The organism is Stenotrophomonas sp. 364 (assembly GCF_009832905.1).
GTDB lineage: Bacteria > Pseudomonadota > Gammaproteobacteria > Xanthomonadales > Xanthomonadaceae > Stenotrophomonas > Stenotrophomonas maltophilia_AP.
Window position 1 is genome coordinate 4,522,455 of record NZ_CP047135.1, and the last position, 15,241, is coordinate 4,537,695.

General features: G+C 71.1%; 12 protein-coding genes. 4 read left to right on the forward strand and 8 right to left on the reverse strand.

Going from position 1 to position 15,241, the window contains the following annotated elements; genetic code table 11:
* Positions 1-7 precede the first annotated feature (7 nt).
* The gene (locus GQ674_RS20090) at positions 8-1,186 is read right to left on the reverse strand and encodes a serine hydrolase domain-containing protein (RefSeq protein WP_159498716.1); all 1,179 of its coding nucleotides are present in this window, start codon (positions 1,184-1,186) and stop codon (positions 8-10) included.
* 201 nt (positions 1,187-1,387) lie between these two features.
* On the opposite strand from GQ674_RS20090, the gene GQ674_RS20095 reads away from it, so the two are divergent.
* Both GQ674_RS20095 and GQ674_RS20100 read left to right on the forward strand, forming a co-directional pair.
* Positions 1,388-1,774, forward strand: a complete 387-nt coding sequence (locus GQ674_RS20095; protein WP_038691382.1) for a BlaI/MecI/CopY family transcriptional regulator — start codon at positions 1,388-1,390, stop codon at positions 1,772-1,774.
* 15 nt (positions 1,775-1,789) lie between these two features.
* Complete coding sequence (locus GQ674_RS20100; protein WP_236546135.1) at positions 1,790-3,580, forward strand: M56 family metallopeptidase; 1,791 nt, start codon at positions 1,790-1,792, stop codon at positions 3,578-3,580.
* A gap of 60 nt (positions 3,581-3,640) precedes the next feature.
* Here GQ674_RS20100 and GQ674_RS20105 read toward each other — a convergent pair whose 3' ends face one another.
* The 3 genes from GQ674_RS20105 to GQ674_RS20115 form a co-directional block, all read right to left on the reverse strand.
* Complete coding sequence (locus GQ674_RS20105; protein ID WP_159498720.1) at positions 3,641-3,961, reverse strand: I78 family peptidase inhibitor; 321 nt, start codon at positions 3,959-3,961, stop codon at positions 3,641-3,643.
* A 78-nt stretch (positions 3,962-4,039) separates the two neighbouring features.
* Positions 4,040-5,155 carry a ribonuclease H-like domain-containing protein gene (locus GQ674_RS20110; protein WP_159498722.1) on the reverse strand — a complete coding sequence of 372 codons (1,116 nt, stop codon included), beginning with the start codon at positions 5,153-5,155 and terminating at the stop codon, positions 4,040-4,042.
* A complete protein-coding gene (locus GQ674_RS20115; protein ID WP_159498724.1) occupies positions 5,152-7,629 on the reverse strand; it encodes a DEAD/DEAH box helicase in 2,478 nt (825 codons plus the stop codon). The genes GQ674_RS20110 and GQ674_RS20115 overlap by 4 nt, the downstream gene beginning before the upstream one ends.
* 204 nt (positions 7,630-7,833) lie before the next feature.
* Here GQ674_RS20115 and GQ674_RS20120 point away from each other — a divergent pair, with 204 nt between their 5' ends.
* Both GQ674_RS20120 and GQ674_RS20125 read left to right on the forward strand, forming a co-directional pair.
* On the forward strand, positions 7,834-8,271 hold the full coding sequence (locus tag GQ674_RS20120) for a hypothetical protein (RefSeq protein WP_159498726.1): 438 nt from the start codon (positions 7,834-7,836) through the stop codon (positions 8,269-8,271).
* 38 nt (positions 8,272-8,309) lie between these two features.
* Complete coding sequence (locus tag GQ674_RS20125) at positions 8,310-8,987, forward strand: hypothetical protein (protein WP_159498728.1); 678 nt, start codon at positions 8,310-8,312, stop codon at positions 8,985-8,987.
* 226 nt (positions 8,988-9,213) lie between these two features.
* Here GQ674_RS20125 and GQ674_RS20130 read toward each other — a convergent pair whose 3' ends face one another.
* From GQ674_RS20130 to GQ674_RS20145, 4 genes are read right to left on the reverse strand one after another with little or no spacing between them, the layout of a single operon-like run.
* Complete coding sequence (locus tag GQ674_RS20130) at positions 9,214-11,046, reverse strand: hypothetical protein (RefSeq protein WP_159498730.1); 1,833 nt, start codon at positions 11,044-11,046, stop codon at positions 9,214-9,216.
* Positions 11,043-13,223: a hypothetical protein gene (locus GQ674_RS20135; RefSeq protein ID WP_159498732.1), complete on the reverse strand. Its 2,181-nt coding sequence runs from the start codon at positions 13,221-13,223 to the stop codon at positions 11,043-11,045. The genes GQ674_RS20130 and GQ674_RS20135 overlap by 4 nt, the downstream gene beginning before the upstream one ends.
* On the reverse strand, positions 13,220-14,347 hold the full coding sequence (locus GQ674_RS20140; RefSeq protein WP_159498734.1) for a BatA domain-containing protein: 1,128 nt from the start codon (positions 14,345-14,347) through the stop codon (positions 13,220-13,222). The genes GQ674_RS20135 and GQ674_RS20140 overlap by 4 nt, the downstream gene beginning before the upstream one ends.
* Entirely contained in the window at positions 14,344-15,240 is an 897-nt protein-coding gene (locus GQ674_RS20145) for a DUF58 domain-containing protein (protein ID WP_159498736.1), read from the reverse strand. The genes GQ674_RS20140 and GQ674_RS20145 overlap by 4 nt, the downstream gene beginning before the upstream one ends.
* Position 15,241 lies beyond the last annotated feature (1 nt).

The window sequence follows — 15,241 nt, forward strand, 5'->3', positions numbered from 1 at the left end:
CGCGGAGCTAGGGGGTTGCCGTGCGCTTCGTCGATGGTCGGCTGGCATCGGTGGTCGGCACGCCGGACCGCGCAGCGCCCCGAGGGTTGGGCGCGCTGCCGTAGAACGCGGCGATCGGCGTAATGAAGTCCTGCGGGTTGGCGCCGACCAGGTTGGTCAACACGACCACCGCCAGCTGGCGCTCGGGATACACGATGAACGCTGCGCGTGCGCCGCCCATGCCACCGACCTGCAGGTCGGGTGTGGTACCCATGATCGGCCAGCCGGCCGACCAGGCGCCGGGCTCACCGTTGTTCAGGCGTTTGGGCGTCCACATGCGGCGCACGCCCGTGGTCCTGAGCAGCTGCCCCTGCGACAGCGCGATGATCCAGCGGCCCACCTCGTCGGCGGTGGTGAGCATGCCCGCACCGGCCCACAGACCCGGTGACAGGTCGTAGAACCAGTGCGACAGCCGTTGCGGTGCATCGGCGGCGTCGGTCTTGCGGGGGAACCAGCTGTAGATGGTGGCCGCGTCGCCCACCAGGTCGTAACTGTCGCCGAAGGTGGTGCGTGGCATGCCCACCACGTCGAACTGATGCCGGGCCATGTACTGCGGGTACGGCATGCCGGCCTGCCTGGCGATGATCCGCGCCAGCAGCACGTAGTTGGTCTGGTTGTACCGGTGACGCTCGCCCGGCGCTGCCTCCACCGGCAAGGCGGTTACCTGCGTCCACGCCGCCTGTTCGGTGCTGCCGCCCAGCAGCCCCTGCGCATCGAGGATGTCCGGCAGGCCGGAGGTGTGGTCGAGCAGCTGGCGTACCTGCACCTTGCCCCACGCCGGCGGCAGATCGTCGAGGTAGCGCGACACCGGTGCCTGCAGATCCACGCGCCCGGCCTGGGCCAGCTGCGCCATCGCGACCCCGGTAAACGACTTGGTGGCCGAGTTGAGCGGGAACCGCGTGTTTCGCGTGGCGGCTACGCCGTTCTCCACGTTGGCCAGGCCATAGGCCTCGGACAACACCAGCTGGCCGTCCTTGACCACCGCGATCTGCAGGCCGGGAATATGCCTGGCCTGCATCGTGTCCTGCACGAACCGCCGGGCCTGCGCGTTGGCGGGCTCCCAGGCGGTGGAGGGGGCGGCGAAACCCGCCAAGGGCACAACGAGCGCGGCCACCAGGACGGTGGTGCGGAGGGCGCTGAAACGCATGCAGCTTTCCTTGGGCAGATGCACCGGTCGCCGCGCGCCGGTGGAGCGGGGACAGTCCGGGCTCGCAGGTTTGGATGCGGCGGCGGGCGAAAAGGTTTAACCGGCGGGCACGCGACCGTTCGTCGGCACGCGCCGTCCGGCACTTGACGACAGTTGTAGTCACTGGCACCGTGGCGACACGTGTAGTCATCGGAGTGTGTCATGCGCGGCAAAACCATCGGGGACCAGGAATTGGCCCTGTTGCAGTACGTAGCAGAACAGGGCGGCGCCACCGTAGGCGAGGTAGCGGCGGGGTTTGGCGAAGAACGCGGGCTGGCCCGCTCGACCGTGCTGACCATGATGGAACGCCTGCGCGGCAAGGCCTACCTGCAGCGCAAGCAGGTGCAGGGCGTGTACCGCTATGCCGCCACCAGCGGCCAGGACAGCGTGGTGCAGGGCGCGGTGGCCAGCTTCGTGGAAAAGACCCTGCAGGGCTCGGTATCGCCGTTCGTGGCCTTCATGTCGCACAAGGCCGAGGTCAGCGACCAGGAACTGGCCGAGCTGGAAGCGCTGGTCGCGCAGTTGCAGTCACGCAAGCGGGAGGGCTGAGCCATGGAGACGCTGATGATGGAACTGCTGGTGCGGCTGGGCTGGACCAGCGTGCAGAGCGCGGTGCTGGTGGGCCTGGTGTGGGGCGTGTGCCGGCTGCTGCCGGGCCTGCCGCCGTCCACGCGGGTGCGTTTGTGGTGGCTGGTGGCCCTGCAGGCGGTACTGGGCCTGGTCTGGAGCAGTCCGCTGGAACTGGCCGTGCTGCCCGCGCCCGCGGCGCAGACCACGCAGGTGATCGCACTGCCTGCCATGGATGCCGCCGTTGCGGTGGCACCTGCGGCCGCCGATACGGTTGCGATGGCCGCGCCGGCCTCGGTGCTGTGGTCGTGGCCGGCCGTGCTGCTGGCGATGTGGGCGGCGGGCGTGCTGGTGATGCTGCTGCACAGCCTGCGTGGCTATCGCCACAGCCGCGCGCTGGTACGCGATGCAGTGGAGTGCACCGATGCCTCGCTGCAGGACGCGTTGCAGCTGGCGGCCGAAGCACACGGCCTGCGCCGCGCGCCCGCCTTGAAGATCTCCGCGCAGATCCGCTCGCCGCAGCTGATCGGACCGTGGGCCCCGGTGTTGCTGTTGCCCGCGCGCGAACTGCCGGCCATGTCGGCCGATGACCTGGACATGGCGCTGACCCATGAGCTGGTGCACCTGCAGCGTCGCGATCTGTGGTGGGGCCTGCTGCCGGCGTTGGCGCAGCACCTGTTCTTCTTCCATCCGCTGGTGCACCTGGCCGCCCGCGAATACGCGCTGGCCCGCGAAGAGGCCTGCGATGGTGCGGTGGTGGCCGGGCATGGCCACTGCCGACACGACTACGGCCGGTTGCTGGTGCAGCTGGGCGTGGCCCCGCGCCCGGCGGTGGGTGTGGCCAGTGCGTCGCCGAACTTCCGCAGCCTCAAGCGTCGGCTGTTGAGCCTGCAGCAGACCCGTCGGGTCCCGCGCATGGCGGCGCTGGCGATCACCGCGGTGTTCGTGCTGGTCGGTGTGGCGCCGCTGCGGCTGGTGGCGGCGGTTGCGCCCCCGCCGCCGCCGCCGGCTACACCTCGCGCCCCGGCCACGCCGCCGCCTGCGCCCTCTGCGCCCGTCCCGTCTCCGGCCCCGGAACCGATGGCGGCCCCTGCGCCGCCGTCGCCGCCGGCACCGCCGATGGCACCGCAGGCCCCGCGCGCGCCGACCTCACCGCAGGCGCTGGACGATGGCATGCCGCTGGTCACCCACGGCCAGCTCACGCTGTCCCGGCAACCGGCGCAGGCCTTCGTGCTGATGGGCGACGGCGACAACTTCGTCAATGCCTCGTTGGCCGACCTCAAGCAGGCGCGGCGCGATGCCCGCGATGACGAACCGGTGCTGTGGGTACGGCGTGGGCAGGCACGCTACCTGATCCGCGATCCGGCCGTGCTGCGGCAGCTGGGGCGCAACCAGAGCGAGGTGGCCGCGCTGGGCGACGCGCAGGCGGAACTGGGCGATCGCCAATCGGAGATCGGCGAGCAGATGGCCAAACTGAGCATGCAGGTCACCGCGGACGTCATGGCGCATCTGGATGTTGACGCGGTAAGCCACGCGGCCGTGCGGCAGACCACCCTGGATGCGGCCGCCGAGGCCAACCAGGCAGCGCGTCAGGCGCGCACCGCATCGGCCAAGGCCGTGGATGCGCAGCGCATCGCCCGGGTCGCCCGTGAACAGGCCGAACTTGGCCGCGAGCAGGCGCGCCTGGCGCAGCAGCAGAGCATGGCGTCGGCCCGCGCCGCACGTGACGTGCGCGCGGCGATCGACCAGGCATTGTCCAGCGGCAAGGCCGAGCGCCTGCGCGACTGACCGCACGGAAACGGCGGCCTGCGTAGCACCGCAGGCCGCCGTCTTCATCGGCTCAGGCGATCAACCGCAGTTGGCGCGCACGATCCTGTTCTGTTCGTCCACTTCAATGCTGACGCGGTCTTCGCGGTAGTCCATGGTCATGGCCATGCCGGGCTTGAGCACGCGCGCATGGCGGGCGCCGCTGTCCTTGACGGCCTTGGCGAGTACCGCCTCGCTGGCGGTCTGGCCCACCAGGCCGTTCAACTTCTCCGCATCGCAGCGGGCGGCACTGTCGGCGCCGGCGGCCATGGGTTCGGAGGTGGGGGCGTTGGTTTTCGGCGGCTGGCTGCAGGCGGCCAGTGGCAACGCACAACCTAGGGTCAACAACAGGGCAAGGCGCATGCGGTACTCCTCCCGGGATCAGTAGGGGCAGTGTGGTGGGCGCGTGCTTCACACCGCGTCAAAAGCCCACCGCTGCGTTCATTCACCCTGCAGTGCCAGTGTTTCCCGCGCGCGCTGTTCCTCGGCCACCAGCCGCAGCATCAACAGCGACAGCGTCACCACGTCCTGGTGGTTGTGCTCGGCCACGCGGCGCAGGTTCACCGCACTGCCGCCGCGCAGGTAGTTCAGCCATGCCGCCGGGGCTTCCGAACCGGGCAGGTCGTCTTCGCGCACGATCCGCAGCAGCTGCCGTTCGATGGTGGCCAGCCGGCAGTTTTCCCAGGTGCCGCGGTAGCGGCGGCGGGTGGGGAACAGCAGGTCCACGTGGTCCAGCGGGGTGATCGGGCAGCGCTGCCGGGCCAGCCGGTAGCGGGTCTTCAGCAGCGGCGCATCGTAGCAGCGCCCGTTGTAGCTGGAGAACACGGTGCTGGGCTGCAGCCAGCCGGCAAACTCGCGCAGCATCGCGGTCTCGGCGGCCATGGTGGTCATCAGCAGCTGGCGGATGCGCAGGCCGTCGCCCTGCTCGGGATGGGCGTGCCAATCGGCGGCCCCGATCATGAAGGCGCGGGTGCCGGTACCGCCGGCCAGGCCGGTGGTTTCGGTGTCGAAGAACATCAGGTCCTGCGGCTGCACCTGTTCGCCTTCGCGCTTGGCAAATGCCAGCGACAGCGGCTGGGTGGGGATGGGCTGCGGCAGGAACGATTCAATCAGGAACAGCCCGGGCGCGATCTCCTCGCCGGGCACATGGCGGTCCTGCGCGTTGGTGCGTGGTCCGGGCGCGGCGGCGCTGCCGCGACCGCGCAGGCCCAGCAGCCGGTGCAGGCTGCCTACGTCGGGCGTGCGCAGCGCCGGTGCGGGCGCTGCCGGTGTGCTGCTGGCCGCACCAGTGGGCTTGTGGCGGATCTCCTGTTCGACCCAGGCAAACACCGAGGCCGGCGCAGAAGTCCGTGCGCGCGCATCGTTGGCGGCAGCGGGGAGCACGGCGGCGTGTGTCGGCCGACGGTCGGCACACGCCGTTTCGCTGGGGGCGGCCATGCCCGTGTCAGCGGCGCGCGGCGCACCCTCGGTCGCCTTCATCCGCTCCCCCGCAGGCGCGGGGGTAGCGTCACCGGCCTGCCGGCGCAGCAGGCGCAGCTTGTCCAGGCTCAGGCTCACTGCGGCACCACCTCGGCATACGCGGGGTCTGCCTCCGTGGCTGGCAGCGCCTGCGCATCGAACAGGTCCAGTACCTTCATCGCCAGCGCCCGGGGCGTGGTGGCATCGTCTTCCTGCCCGGCCAGCACCGGGCCCACGCAGGCCGGGCAGCCGGCCTTGCAGTCGCAGCGCTGCACCAGCTCGCGCGCGCGCTGCAGCAGTTCGGCCTGGCGCAGCCACAACGGCTCGCTCAGGCCTACGCCACCGGGGAAGTTGTCGTACAGGTACACGGTGGGTACGAACTGCTGCTGCAGTTCGATCGCGCTGGCGTCGAACTCGGCGCCGCGCAGCTGGCCACGGCCGCTCTGGTCGGCCACCGCGAACCACGCACCGTCGCCGTTGCCCACCGCCTTCTGCAGGTCGCGCGCGTCGGCCATCACCGCCACGGTGGCCACAATGTGCAGCGCATATGCCGCGCCCAGGAAACCATCCAGCGCTTCCTGCTTGCTCTCGAACGCGGTCAGCAGCAATGCCTGCGGCAGCTGCCACCACACCGCGGTGGTGTGCAGTTCCTGGTCGGGCAGGTTGACCGGGCCGTAGCCGATGTTTTCGTGGGTGTAATAGCGGATCTTCTTGTAGCCGGCCACGCGCCGCACCACATGCACTTCACCGTGGTGGGCGTCGCCTTGCCCGGCCAGACAGCCGTCGAAACGGTCCAGCACCTTGAGCTTGGTGAAGTCGATGCTGTCGGTGTAGTAGTCCACGTGGGTGCGGGTGACGTAGGCTTTGCGGCCGTCCCAATCCAGCCGCTCCACCTGGTACGGCGTGGACTGCACCATGTGGATGGCGCCTTCGTACAGGGTGAGTGCGGCGGCCGAGTAATCCACCTCGGCGATGATCTGCTGCTTGCCGTCGCTGCGGTCCACCACCACGAAGTTGCCGTCGGCCACCGAACGCAGGCTCACCGCGTTGGCCGGGTAGCTGTCGGCGATCCACTCCCAGCGGTCGCCTTCGCGGTGGATCACCTCGGTTTCGGCCAGCGCTTCCAGGAACACCAGCGGGTCGATAGGCCCGAACGGGTCGCCGGCCAGGAACGGCAGTTCGAAGGCGGCGCAGCGGATGTGGTCGAACAGGATCAGTGGCTGGTCCGGGGCAATGCGCGCGTGTTCGGGGGAGGCATCGGCGAAGAAATCCGGATGCCGCACCACGTACTGGTCCAGCGGCTGCGAGCTGGCCACCATTACGCCCAGCGCGGGCTGCTGGCGGCGCCCGGCACGGCCGAAGCGCTGCCAGGTGGCGGCCACGCTGCCGGGGTAGCCGTTGAGCACCACCACGTCCAGGCTGCCGATATCCACGCCCAGCTCCAGCGCCGAGGTGCTGACGATGCCGTCGATCAGCCCGGCCCGCATGGCGCGCTCGGTCTCGCGGCGCTCGGTGGGCAGGTAGCCGCCGCGGTAGGCGCGGATGCGCGCGGGCTTGCGCGGGTCGTGGTCGAAAATGTCCTTGAGATACTTGGTGAGCACTTCAACCATCAACCGGCTCTGCGCGAAGATCAGCGTCTTCAGCCCGGACTTGATCGCGATGCGGGCGATGCGGTTGCTCTGCGAACGCGCCGAGGCACGCAGGCCCAGGTCGGCGTTGACCACCGGCGGGTTCCACAGCAGCACGTGCTTGGGCCCGCTGGGCGCGCCGGACTCGGTGATGGCGGTGACCGGCGCTTCGATCAGCGCCTGCGCATGCGCCTGTGGGTTGCCGATGGTGGCCGAGCACAGGATGAACTGCGGCTCCACGCCATAGAACGCGCAGATGCGCTTGAGCCGGCGCAGCACGTTGGTGACATGGCTGCCGAACACGCCGCGGTAGGTGTGCACTTCATCGATGACCACATAGCGCAGGTTCTCGAAGAACTGCGCCCACTTGGTGTGATGGGGCAGGATCGCCTGGTGCAGCATGTCCGGGTTGGACACCACGATGTCGCCATGCAGGCGGATCGCCTGGCGCGCGTCGCCGGGCGTATCGCCGTCGAAGGTGAAGGCCTTCACCCCCAGATCGCCGGCGCGGTTGAGTTCCAGCAGCTCGGCCACCTGGTCCTGTGCCAGCGCCTTGGTCGGGAACAGGTACAGCGCCTTGGCCTTGCCCTGCATGGCCGCACTCACCACCGGCAGGGTGTAGCACAGCGACTTGCCGCTGGCGGTGGGGGTGACGATGGCCACGTGCTCGCCGCGCTGGGTGGCATCCCAGGCCTCGGCCTGGTGGCTGTACAGCTGCTCGATGCCGCGCGCCTTCAGGGCGGCGGTGAGCGCGGTCGGCACGTCGGCCGGGATCGGCGCATAGCGCCCTTCGCGGCCGGGAATGGTGAAGCTGCCGGTGATGCGGTCGGCGTAGCGCTGCTGCAGGCGCGCGGTGAGCAGCGCGCCGTTGCGCGAGGGCAGCCCGTCGGTGGTGGACAGGCGGCGCTCGGCATCTTCGGTGCGCTTGGCGAGTTCGTAGGCCATGGGAACAACGGTCTGCAAAGGACGCCATGGAACCACAGCGGCGTCTCAATGTTTGAGACACGCCGGACCCGCGGGTGAATCATTCAGTGCGGTGGCCGCCCAACGAAATCTGAAGGCGGCACCCGTATCCTTGGCGCCGTACGCAACGGACCAGGATGGACAGCTGTGGCACGTGTGGGATATCAAGCAGCCGTATTGGCCGGCATGATGCTGGCCGCCCGGGCACAGGCCCAGCAGCCCCCGGTACCCGAGCCGGCCCCGGAACCGCCCGTGGCGCCGTCTGCGGCCGCGGGCGACGTGACCACGCTGGGCGAAGTACGCGCCATCAAACCCGATGAAGACGTGCCGCTGGATCTGTACCGGTTCAAGAGCCCGGTGCAGGCCGAAAACAACCGCTTCAGTCGCTCCTGGCGCGAACCGCCCAGTCCCGAGCAGGTGGGCATGAGTGGCGGCTACGTGATGATGGGGATTGTCTACGGCATCGTCAAAACCGCGCAGGGCATCAACAAGATCACCGGCGCACCGGACCAGATCCAGTCGGCCATCGCCCGCCCGCCGCCGCAGCTGACCGAACAGCAGCAACTGCGCGCGCTGCAGTTCTGCGATCCGCAGCAGGGCTGCGTGGCACCGCCGCAGAAGTGACCGGCTATCCTGTCGCCCCACCACGCCCGCTTACCGCCATGTCCCTGCGCTCTGTGTTCCTGTTTGCCGCACTGCTTCCCGTCACGGCCATGGCCAGCGGCAGCGCCGACGACGGCAGCTGCCGCAACGGCGGCTTTCCCTCGGAACAACGCGGCTTCGCGCTGGCCAAGGTGGTGGGTGCATCGCGTCTGTACCTGTTGAGCGACACGGAGGGCTGCCCGGCGCGCGGCGAACCGGCGTGTCGCCAGCGCAGCTACGTGGTGCCCGGCGATACGCTGATCACCGGGCGCGACAAGAGCGGGTACCGCTGTGCGTTCTTCCCCAACAAGGTGGGCGGCAGTGCCGGCTGGGTCGCCAGCTCGCGGCTGCAGCCGCAGCCGCTGCCACCGCCGACGCTGCAGGCTTGGATCGGCGACTGGCGCGATGGCGATGACCAGCTGGTCATCGGCGTGCGGGGTGGCCAGTTGCACGTGGAGGGCGATGCCTACTGGCCATCAGCCAATCCCGACCCGGAAGTGCGCCCGTACGGGCCGAACATGGGCCAGGTGGAGGCGCTGGCGGCGCCGACGGGGAACACGGTGGTGTTCCACGACGCCACCTGCACGCTGCGCGCCCACCTGCTGGGCGACTACCTGATCGTGGCCGACAACAGCGAATGCGGTGGCATGAACGTGCGTTTCAACGGTGTGTACCGGCGTACCCGCCCGCAGCGGTAACGCCGGACAGGGCCCGGCGCGAGGGTGGCCAGCCGGGCGAGTACACGAAAACCACGTGTGTCAGGTGGCCAGCCCGGGTGCCGGGCGGGTCTGCATGTCCGCGTCCAGCGTATGCGTGACCTGTCCTTGGTGTGCAGTGCGCAGGTAGTTTGCACGCGGCAGTCATGGCGTACACAAACGGAGCGCACGTTGTGATGACTGGTGGCTGTGCGGGCAGCGTGCCGGGTTACGGTGTGCCGCGCGGGCGCGGGCGCCAACGCTCCAACCACCACAGCAGGCCGGCCACCACGAGGAAGCCAAGCAGCCACGGCCAGCGCGGGCCGGGCACGGGAACGACCGCGCCGGTCGATGCGGCGATGTCAGTGCCCAGCCGCAGCGCGGTGGCGTCGCGGGTCTGTTGGCGGTGCATGGCCTGCGCGCGCGCCGGGTCGAACACGTAGAAGGCCTGGGTGCGCGTGCCCATCTGCACCTGGTGCCAGCCTGCCTGCTGCGGCCAGTAGCCGGCACAGCGGTCGCCGGTGGTGGCCGGATCGATGTGCAGCGCCACCGTGGCGCCCTGCGGGCTGCGTACGGTAGTGCCGTCGGCCAGCGCGCACAGCGCGATGCGTTCGCCTGCCCATGCCGTGGCACTGCCCAGGCGCACCGATGCGGCGGTTGCCAGCGGACGCGCCAGGGTGGCCACCACGCTGCTCCACAGCTCGGCATGACGATCGTCGCGGCCGGCCAGCACCAGGCGGTAGCTGTCGGTAAGGGGCAGCAGCGCGAGGCGACCACGGCCTACATCGCGCCAGCCGCCCAGCGCGGCACCGCTGGCATCGTGCAGCAGCGGCGTGGCATCCAGGGCACGCAGGTTGAACTGCTCCAGCGCAGGCAACGGGGCGTTGTGCGAGGTGCTGTCCGCTTCGTCGATGGCGGCGGTGGGTGTGCTGGCAGCACGCTGCGGCCCACGCCGCGCCTGCAGCAGCGCAGGATCCGGATCGGCGGCCAGGCGCAGCGGCAGGCTCTGGTTGCCGCCGTTCGTCGCCAGGCCCCAGCTACGCAGTGTCTGCCGCGTGCCATCCGTAAGCGGGCCGCTGCTGCGCACCAGTACGCCGAGGCCATCGCGCAGTGCCTGCTGCACGGCCGTGCGCTGGGGCGGTCCAAGCGCGGCCACGCTGCGCTCATCGAGGATCAGCACATCGGTGGCGGCCAGACGCGCGGCGGTCAGGGCCACGGGTGCGTCGCCGAGTATCACCCCGGCGCCCGCGCTGGCCTGGGCATGCAGCTCCAGGCCGGTATCGGTTGCCCATCGGCGCAGGTATTTCAGCTCCGGCGTGGGGGCGCCGGCCAGCACCAGTACCCGCACGACGGGGGCGTCGTCGGTCTGCAACGGCACGGGCACGGTATCCACGACGTGGCTGTCGGCGTCGAGCAGGCGCAGGCTGAACTCACTGCGGCCGCTGGCACGGGCAACGCCGTCCAGCGCGACGCTGCCATCGCGGCCGGGCGCGGCGCGGTCCACGACGATGCCGGCCGGATCAAGCAGTTCGGCGCGCGCACCGGTCACGCCCTGGGCCCGCGCCCGCACCGTGAACAGTGCGCCGGGGACGGTGCTGGCCGGTGGTTGCAGAGCGACCCAGCCGCGGGGCGCGGCGGCAGGCTGCAGCGTGACCTGCCGGGGCAGCGCGATGTCGCGGTCACGCGCCGCCAGCCCATCGCCCTGCAGTACCAGCGCCTGCGTGCCGGGGTGCTGGCGCAATGCCGTGGCCAGGTCGGGCGCGACGCGGGCGTCGCTGCGCGACGGCGCTTCCGGCAGTGCAATCACGCTGGCGTCGGCAGCCGCGTTCGATGTGGCGGCCGCGTGGCCGGTGAGGATGGTCAGGCGCTCGGCGGCGATGTGCACCGGTGGCGGCAACAGGGTGAAGTACAGCAGCGCGGTCGCGCATAGCTGCAGCACCAACAGCGCGAGGATACGCGCGGTAGTGCGTGTGTCGCTGCGACGCTGCTGCAGCAGCGTGCGAACGCTGCCGACCAGCACGATGGCCAGCAGTGCCGACGCGATCCAGGCGGCGTCATTCATCGCGAGGCCTCCAGCGCATCCAGGTAGGCCTGGCCCATGCGATCGGGCGGCGTGCGCCGCGACACCTGTGGCGTGGGCCGCGACAACGCCCGCCACAGACGCGCGCGCAGTACCGCACGGCACGCGCCACAGTCCGGCGCGACCCGCAGCTCTTCGATGGCCGCGGCCAGGCTGAGCGGATCGGGCAGGCGGCGGTCGTTGCGCTGCAGCCACTGCGCGATGGCATCCAGGTCGGGCGTGCTGGCCGGGTCGGCAAGCTGTTGCCAGGCGCTCACGATGGCTGGCTCCGGCGCGGGCACCGCGGCGATGGGCAGGGTGCGGCTGGCCAGGTCCGTGCGGTCGCCGCTGAGCCGACGGCTTTCATCGATGGGCGGCAGTTCCGGACCTACCCGCGCCAGATAGATGCGCTCGGCCTGCTGCACCTGCTTGATGAAGGCCAGGGCCTTGTTGGCGTACGGCAGCGCAGCCTCGGGCCGGCCCTGGCGCAGTTCGCCTTCGGACGACCACATCTGGTCCAGTGCGGCTTTCAGCGTGGCGCGGGTCTGCGGGTCGAGCAGCGTGGCCGCCTCGGCGTGGTCGTGGGTGTGGCCGTACTCGGACAGCACGTCGGTGGCGCTGCCGAACACCGGCGGTGCCTCCGGCGTGGCGCCTGCATGGTCATGACCGTCATGGTCGGCGTGTGCGGGGTCGCTTGTTTCGGCCGGCGCATGGGCGTGCGCATCGGTGTCGTCGTGCGCATCGGCCGGTGGGGTGTCGCTGGTGGGCAGGGCGTCGCTGGTCGGCGGGGGCTTGGCGCCGCCTTCGCTTTCCTCGCCCAGGAACTGGCCGTAGCGCAGGCGCAGGATGCGCTGGTCCACGCCGATGGCATCGGCGCGCTTGATGAATTCTTCGGCAGGCAGCTGGCGACGCAGTTTGATCAGCGCCTCGGCGTCGATGATGATCTGGCGCTGGCTGCGGAAGTAGGCGGGCAACGTCTTCTTGACCATGCCCTCCAGTTCCGCGCCCTGCACCTGCTCCACGCTGGGCAGGCGCAGGATCACGCTGGTGCTCTGTGCGGTCTGTGGCGTGGGCGCACGGTAGTCACGCACCTGCAGTTGGGCGATCACGTCGTTGCCGGGCTCGGCCCCCAGCGCGGCCAGATCCAGCGTGCGCGCGAAGCGGCGCAGCGTGGGCGTGCCGCTGCCGACCAGGCTGAGGGTGTGTTCGCGGAAGGTGATGTTCTCGCCGCTGCCCTGGGCCAGGGTGATCTTCAGCTGGGCATCGGCGGACACGCCGTGGTCGTCGCTGGCCTCGAACTGCAGCGTCCACTGCCGTTGCCCGGGCGTGCCCAGCACCAGCGTGCGGTCCGGGGCGAGCACGCGCACGCGCGGCGGCTGGTCGGGCAGCACATCCAGGCGGTACAGGCGTGGCGCTGCCAGCGCCGGTACGGTGACCACGCGGTACAGCGCGGGGCGGTCGGCGGTCCATGTGCCGGTCCAGCTGTCGTCCTCGCGACGCAGGGCGACACGGCGGCCATCGTGGAACTGCAGCACGGCCTCGCTGGGCTGCGCGCTGAAGCGCAGCGACCACTGCAGCGCGCTGCCCTGCGCGACCTTTGCATCCAGTGTGCTCTGCACGCGCGCTGGCTGCCCGGTGTAGGCCGGGGCGTTGATTGCCAGCCGGCTGGATTGCAGGCGGGGCGGGTGTGCGGGCGTGGCACGCGGCGTGGTGGCCAGGGCTGGCAGCGCCGTGCCGCCGCTGCTGCGCGGCCATCCCAGTGCCAGCGCGATCACCACCAGTGCACCCAGCCAGGCCACCAGCAAGGCGCGGCGCGACCACGCCGCGCGCAGGTCGGGCGTCTGTGTCTGCAACGCGGCGTGCACACGCGCGCGCTGGCGGTGCTGCAGGGGGTTGAGCGCATCGTCGGCCGCGAACAGCAGGTCGGCACTGTCCTGCAGCGCGGCGTGGCGGTCGAGCTGGCGGACCAGCCAGCGTCGGTCCAGCTGTCGGCTGCGCCACGTGGCCAGCGCGGCACCGGCCAGCAACGCCACCAGCAACACCCCCGTGGCGATATCGAATCCGCCCAGGCGCAACGCCACGGCCGTGGCGCCCAACGCGAGCGGCAACGCCAGCAGCAGCGTTGACCACCACCGGCGTCGGCGGGCCTGCCGCCAGCGCTGCAGCAGGGCGGCGATCATGCCGTCCCCCCGCGCCGGGGCGACGTGGCCAGCCAGCGTTCAAGGGCGAACAGCAGCACGATCAATCCGAGCAGCCACGGCGCGAGGTCGCGTGGTTGCGGCGTGGGCGCGCGGGCACCGCGCACGGGTGCGTGCGCGCTGGCGGCAACCCACTGCGGCGCGGCAACGGGGCGCACCAGGTGAAGCAGCTGCCGGGGGAAGTCCGGGTCGCGCAGGCCTGGCGACGCCGCGGGCGATACCGCTGCGTGGAAGCGCAGCAGACGCCCGCGGCCGACCCGGTACTCGCTGAGGACTGGGTCGCCCTGTGCGTCGCGCAGCACCACCGCACCGGTGGCGTCGTGCGGTACCGATGGCGTGCCCAGCAGCGTGCCACCGCGCTCCAGCCAGGCCTGCCATGCCGGCGGCAGCGGGGTGGTGGACGGCCACACGCCGATGTCGCCGGTGCCGGGTACCGCTGCGGTGGCCGGTGCGAGCGGCGTTGCGTTCCAGGCGCGCTGCACCGCACTGAACACGCGCTGCGCCTGTGCATCGGCATCGACGCCCAGGTGCAGGCGCGGCGCGCTCGTCGGGGGCCGGGCTGCGGTCGGTGGCGCCACCGCCAGCGGTTGCCACCGCACGTTGCGCGACAGCCGCGGGCGTTCGGCGTCCGCGCCCGGCATCGGGTCGGGCACGTAGACGGTCAGCGGCGCACCGGCCGGCAGCTGCTGATCCAGCTCGCGCAGCAGGCTCGCCAGCGGCTGCGCGCCGGTGGGGGCGGGCCGATCCAGCGGCGGGAAGCCCGGCGCCAGCCAGCGCCAGTCCGCGTTCGGCTGCCGTGCCTGCTGCGCGCTAACGTCCAGCCCGGGGGCCACGACAACCACCGGATGCGTATCGGCAGCGCTGCCCTGCAGTACCGGGCGCGCCAACAGCAGCGCCAGGGCGGCCAGCAGTGCCAGCCGCACCAGCAGCAGCGGCCACTCGTCGAAACGCACGCGTTGGCGCGGCCGTACCTTGGCGCGCAGCCAGCGCAGCGCGGCGAAATCCAGCGGTGCGTACTGATGGCGGCGCGCCAGGTGGACCAGCAGCGGCACCAGCCACGCGGCCAGCGCCAGCAGGCCCAGCGGGAACAGCAGCGCAAGGCTCATGCGCCGCCGCCCGCGCCGAACAGCGGGCGCAGCGGTGCATCCAGCGGTTGGTCAAGGTAGCCCACCGCATGGGCGATGCCGCTGGCATGCAGGCGCGCCTGCAGTTCGCGCTGGGCCTGCGCGAAGCGGGCCAGGTAATCGGCACGGATGGCACGCCCGTCGCCCAGCAGTTCGTCGCCGGTTTCCGGATCGCGGAAGCGATGGCCGTCGGTGAACGGAAAGTCGCGCTCGTCGGCGCTCAGCAGCTGCACCTGCAGCACCTCGCGACGCGCGGCCGCCAGGCGTTCCAGCAGCACGGTGCCGGCCGCGTCGAAGCCATCGCCAAGGGCCACCAGCAGGTCGCCGGGCTGCACGCGCTCCCATACCGGGCGCAGCATGTCCATGGACGGCCAGCCGCCGCGCGCGCGCAGCTGGCGCAGCAGCAGGTGCACACGGTCGCGCTGGCGTGGGCCGCTCCCGGCCGGTACCAAATGCACGCCCTCGCCATTGACGGCGATCACGCCGAAGCGGTCGCCCTGCTGCAGGGCCAGTTCGACCAGGCAGGCGGCCGTGGCGCAGGCGTGGTCCAGGCGCGACCAGTCCGGGCGGGCACGGTCGTACTGGGCCGCCGAGGCGCTGGCGTCCACCAGCACCCAGCTGGTGATCGGGCTCTCGCGTTCGGACTCGCGCACGAAGAAGCGGTCCGAGCGGGCGTACAGCTTCCAGTCGATCTGGCGCAGTTCGTCACCCGGCTCATAGGCGCGGTACTGCGCGAACTCCAGCCCGGCACCGCGGCTGCGGCTGGCATGCTGGCCGATGCCGTGCGCGCCCCGCGCACGCCGCGGCAACAGGCGCAGCGCCTTCAGGCGGCTGCGCACGTCGGCGGGAATGGCGATGGGGGCGTGCAGCGTCACG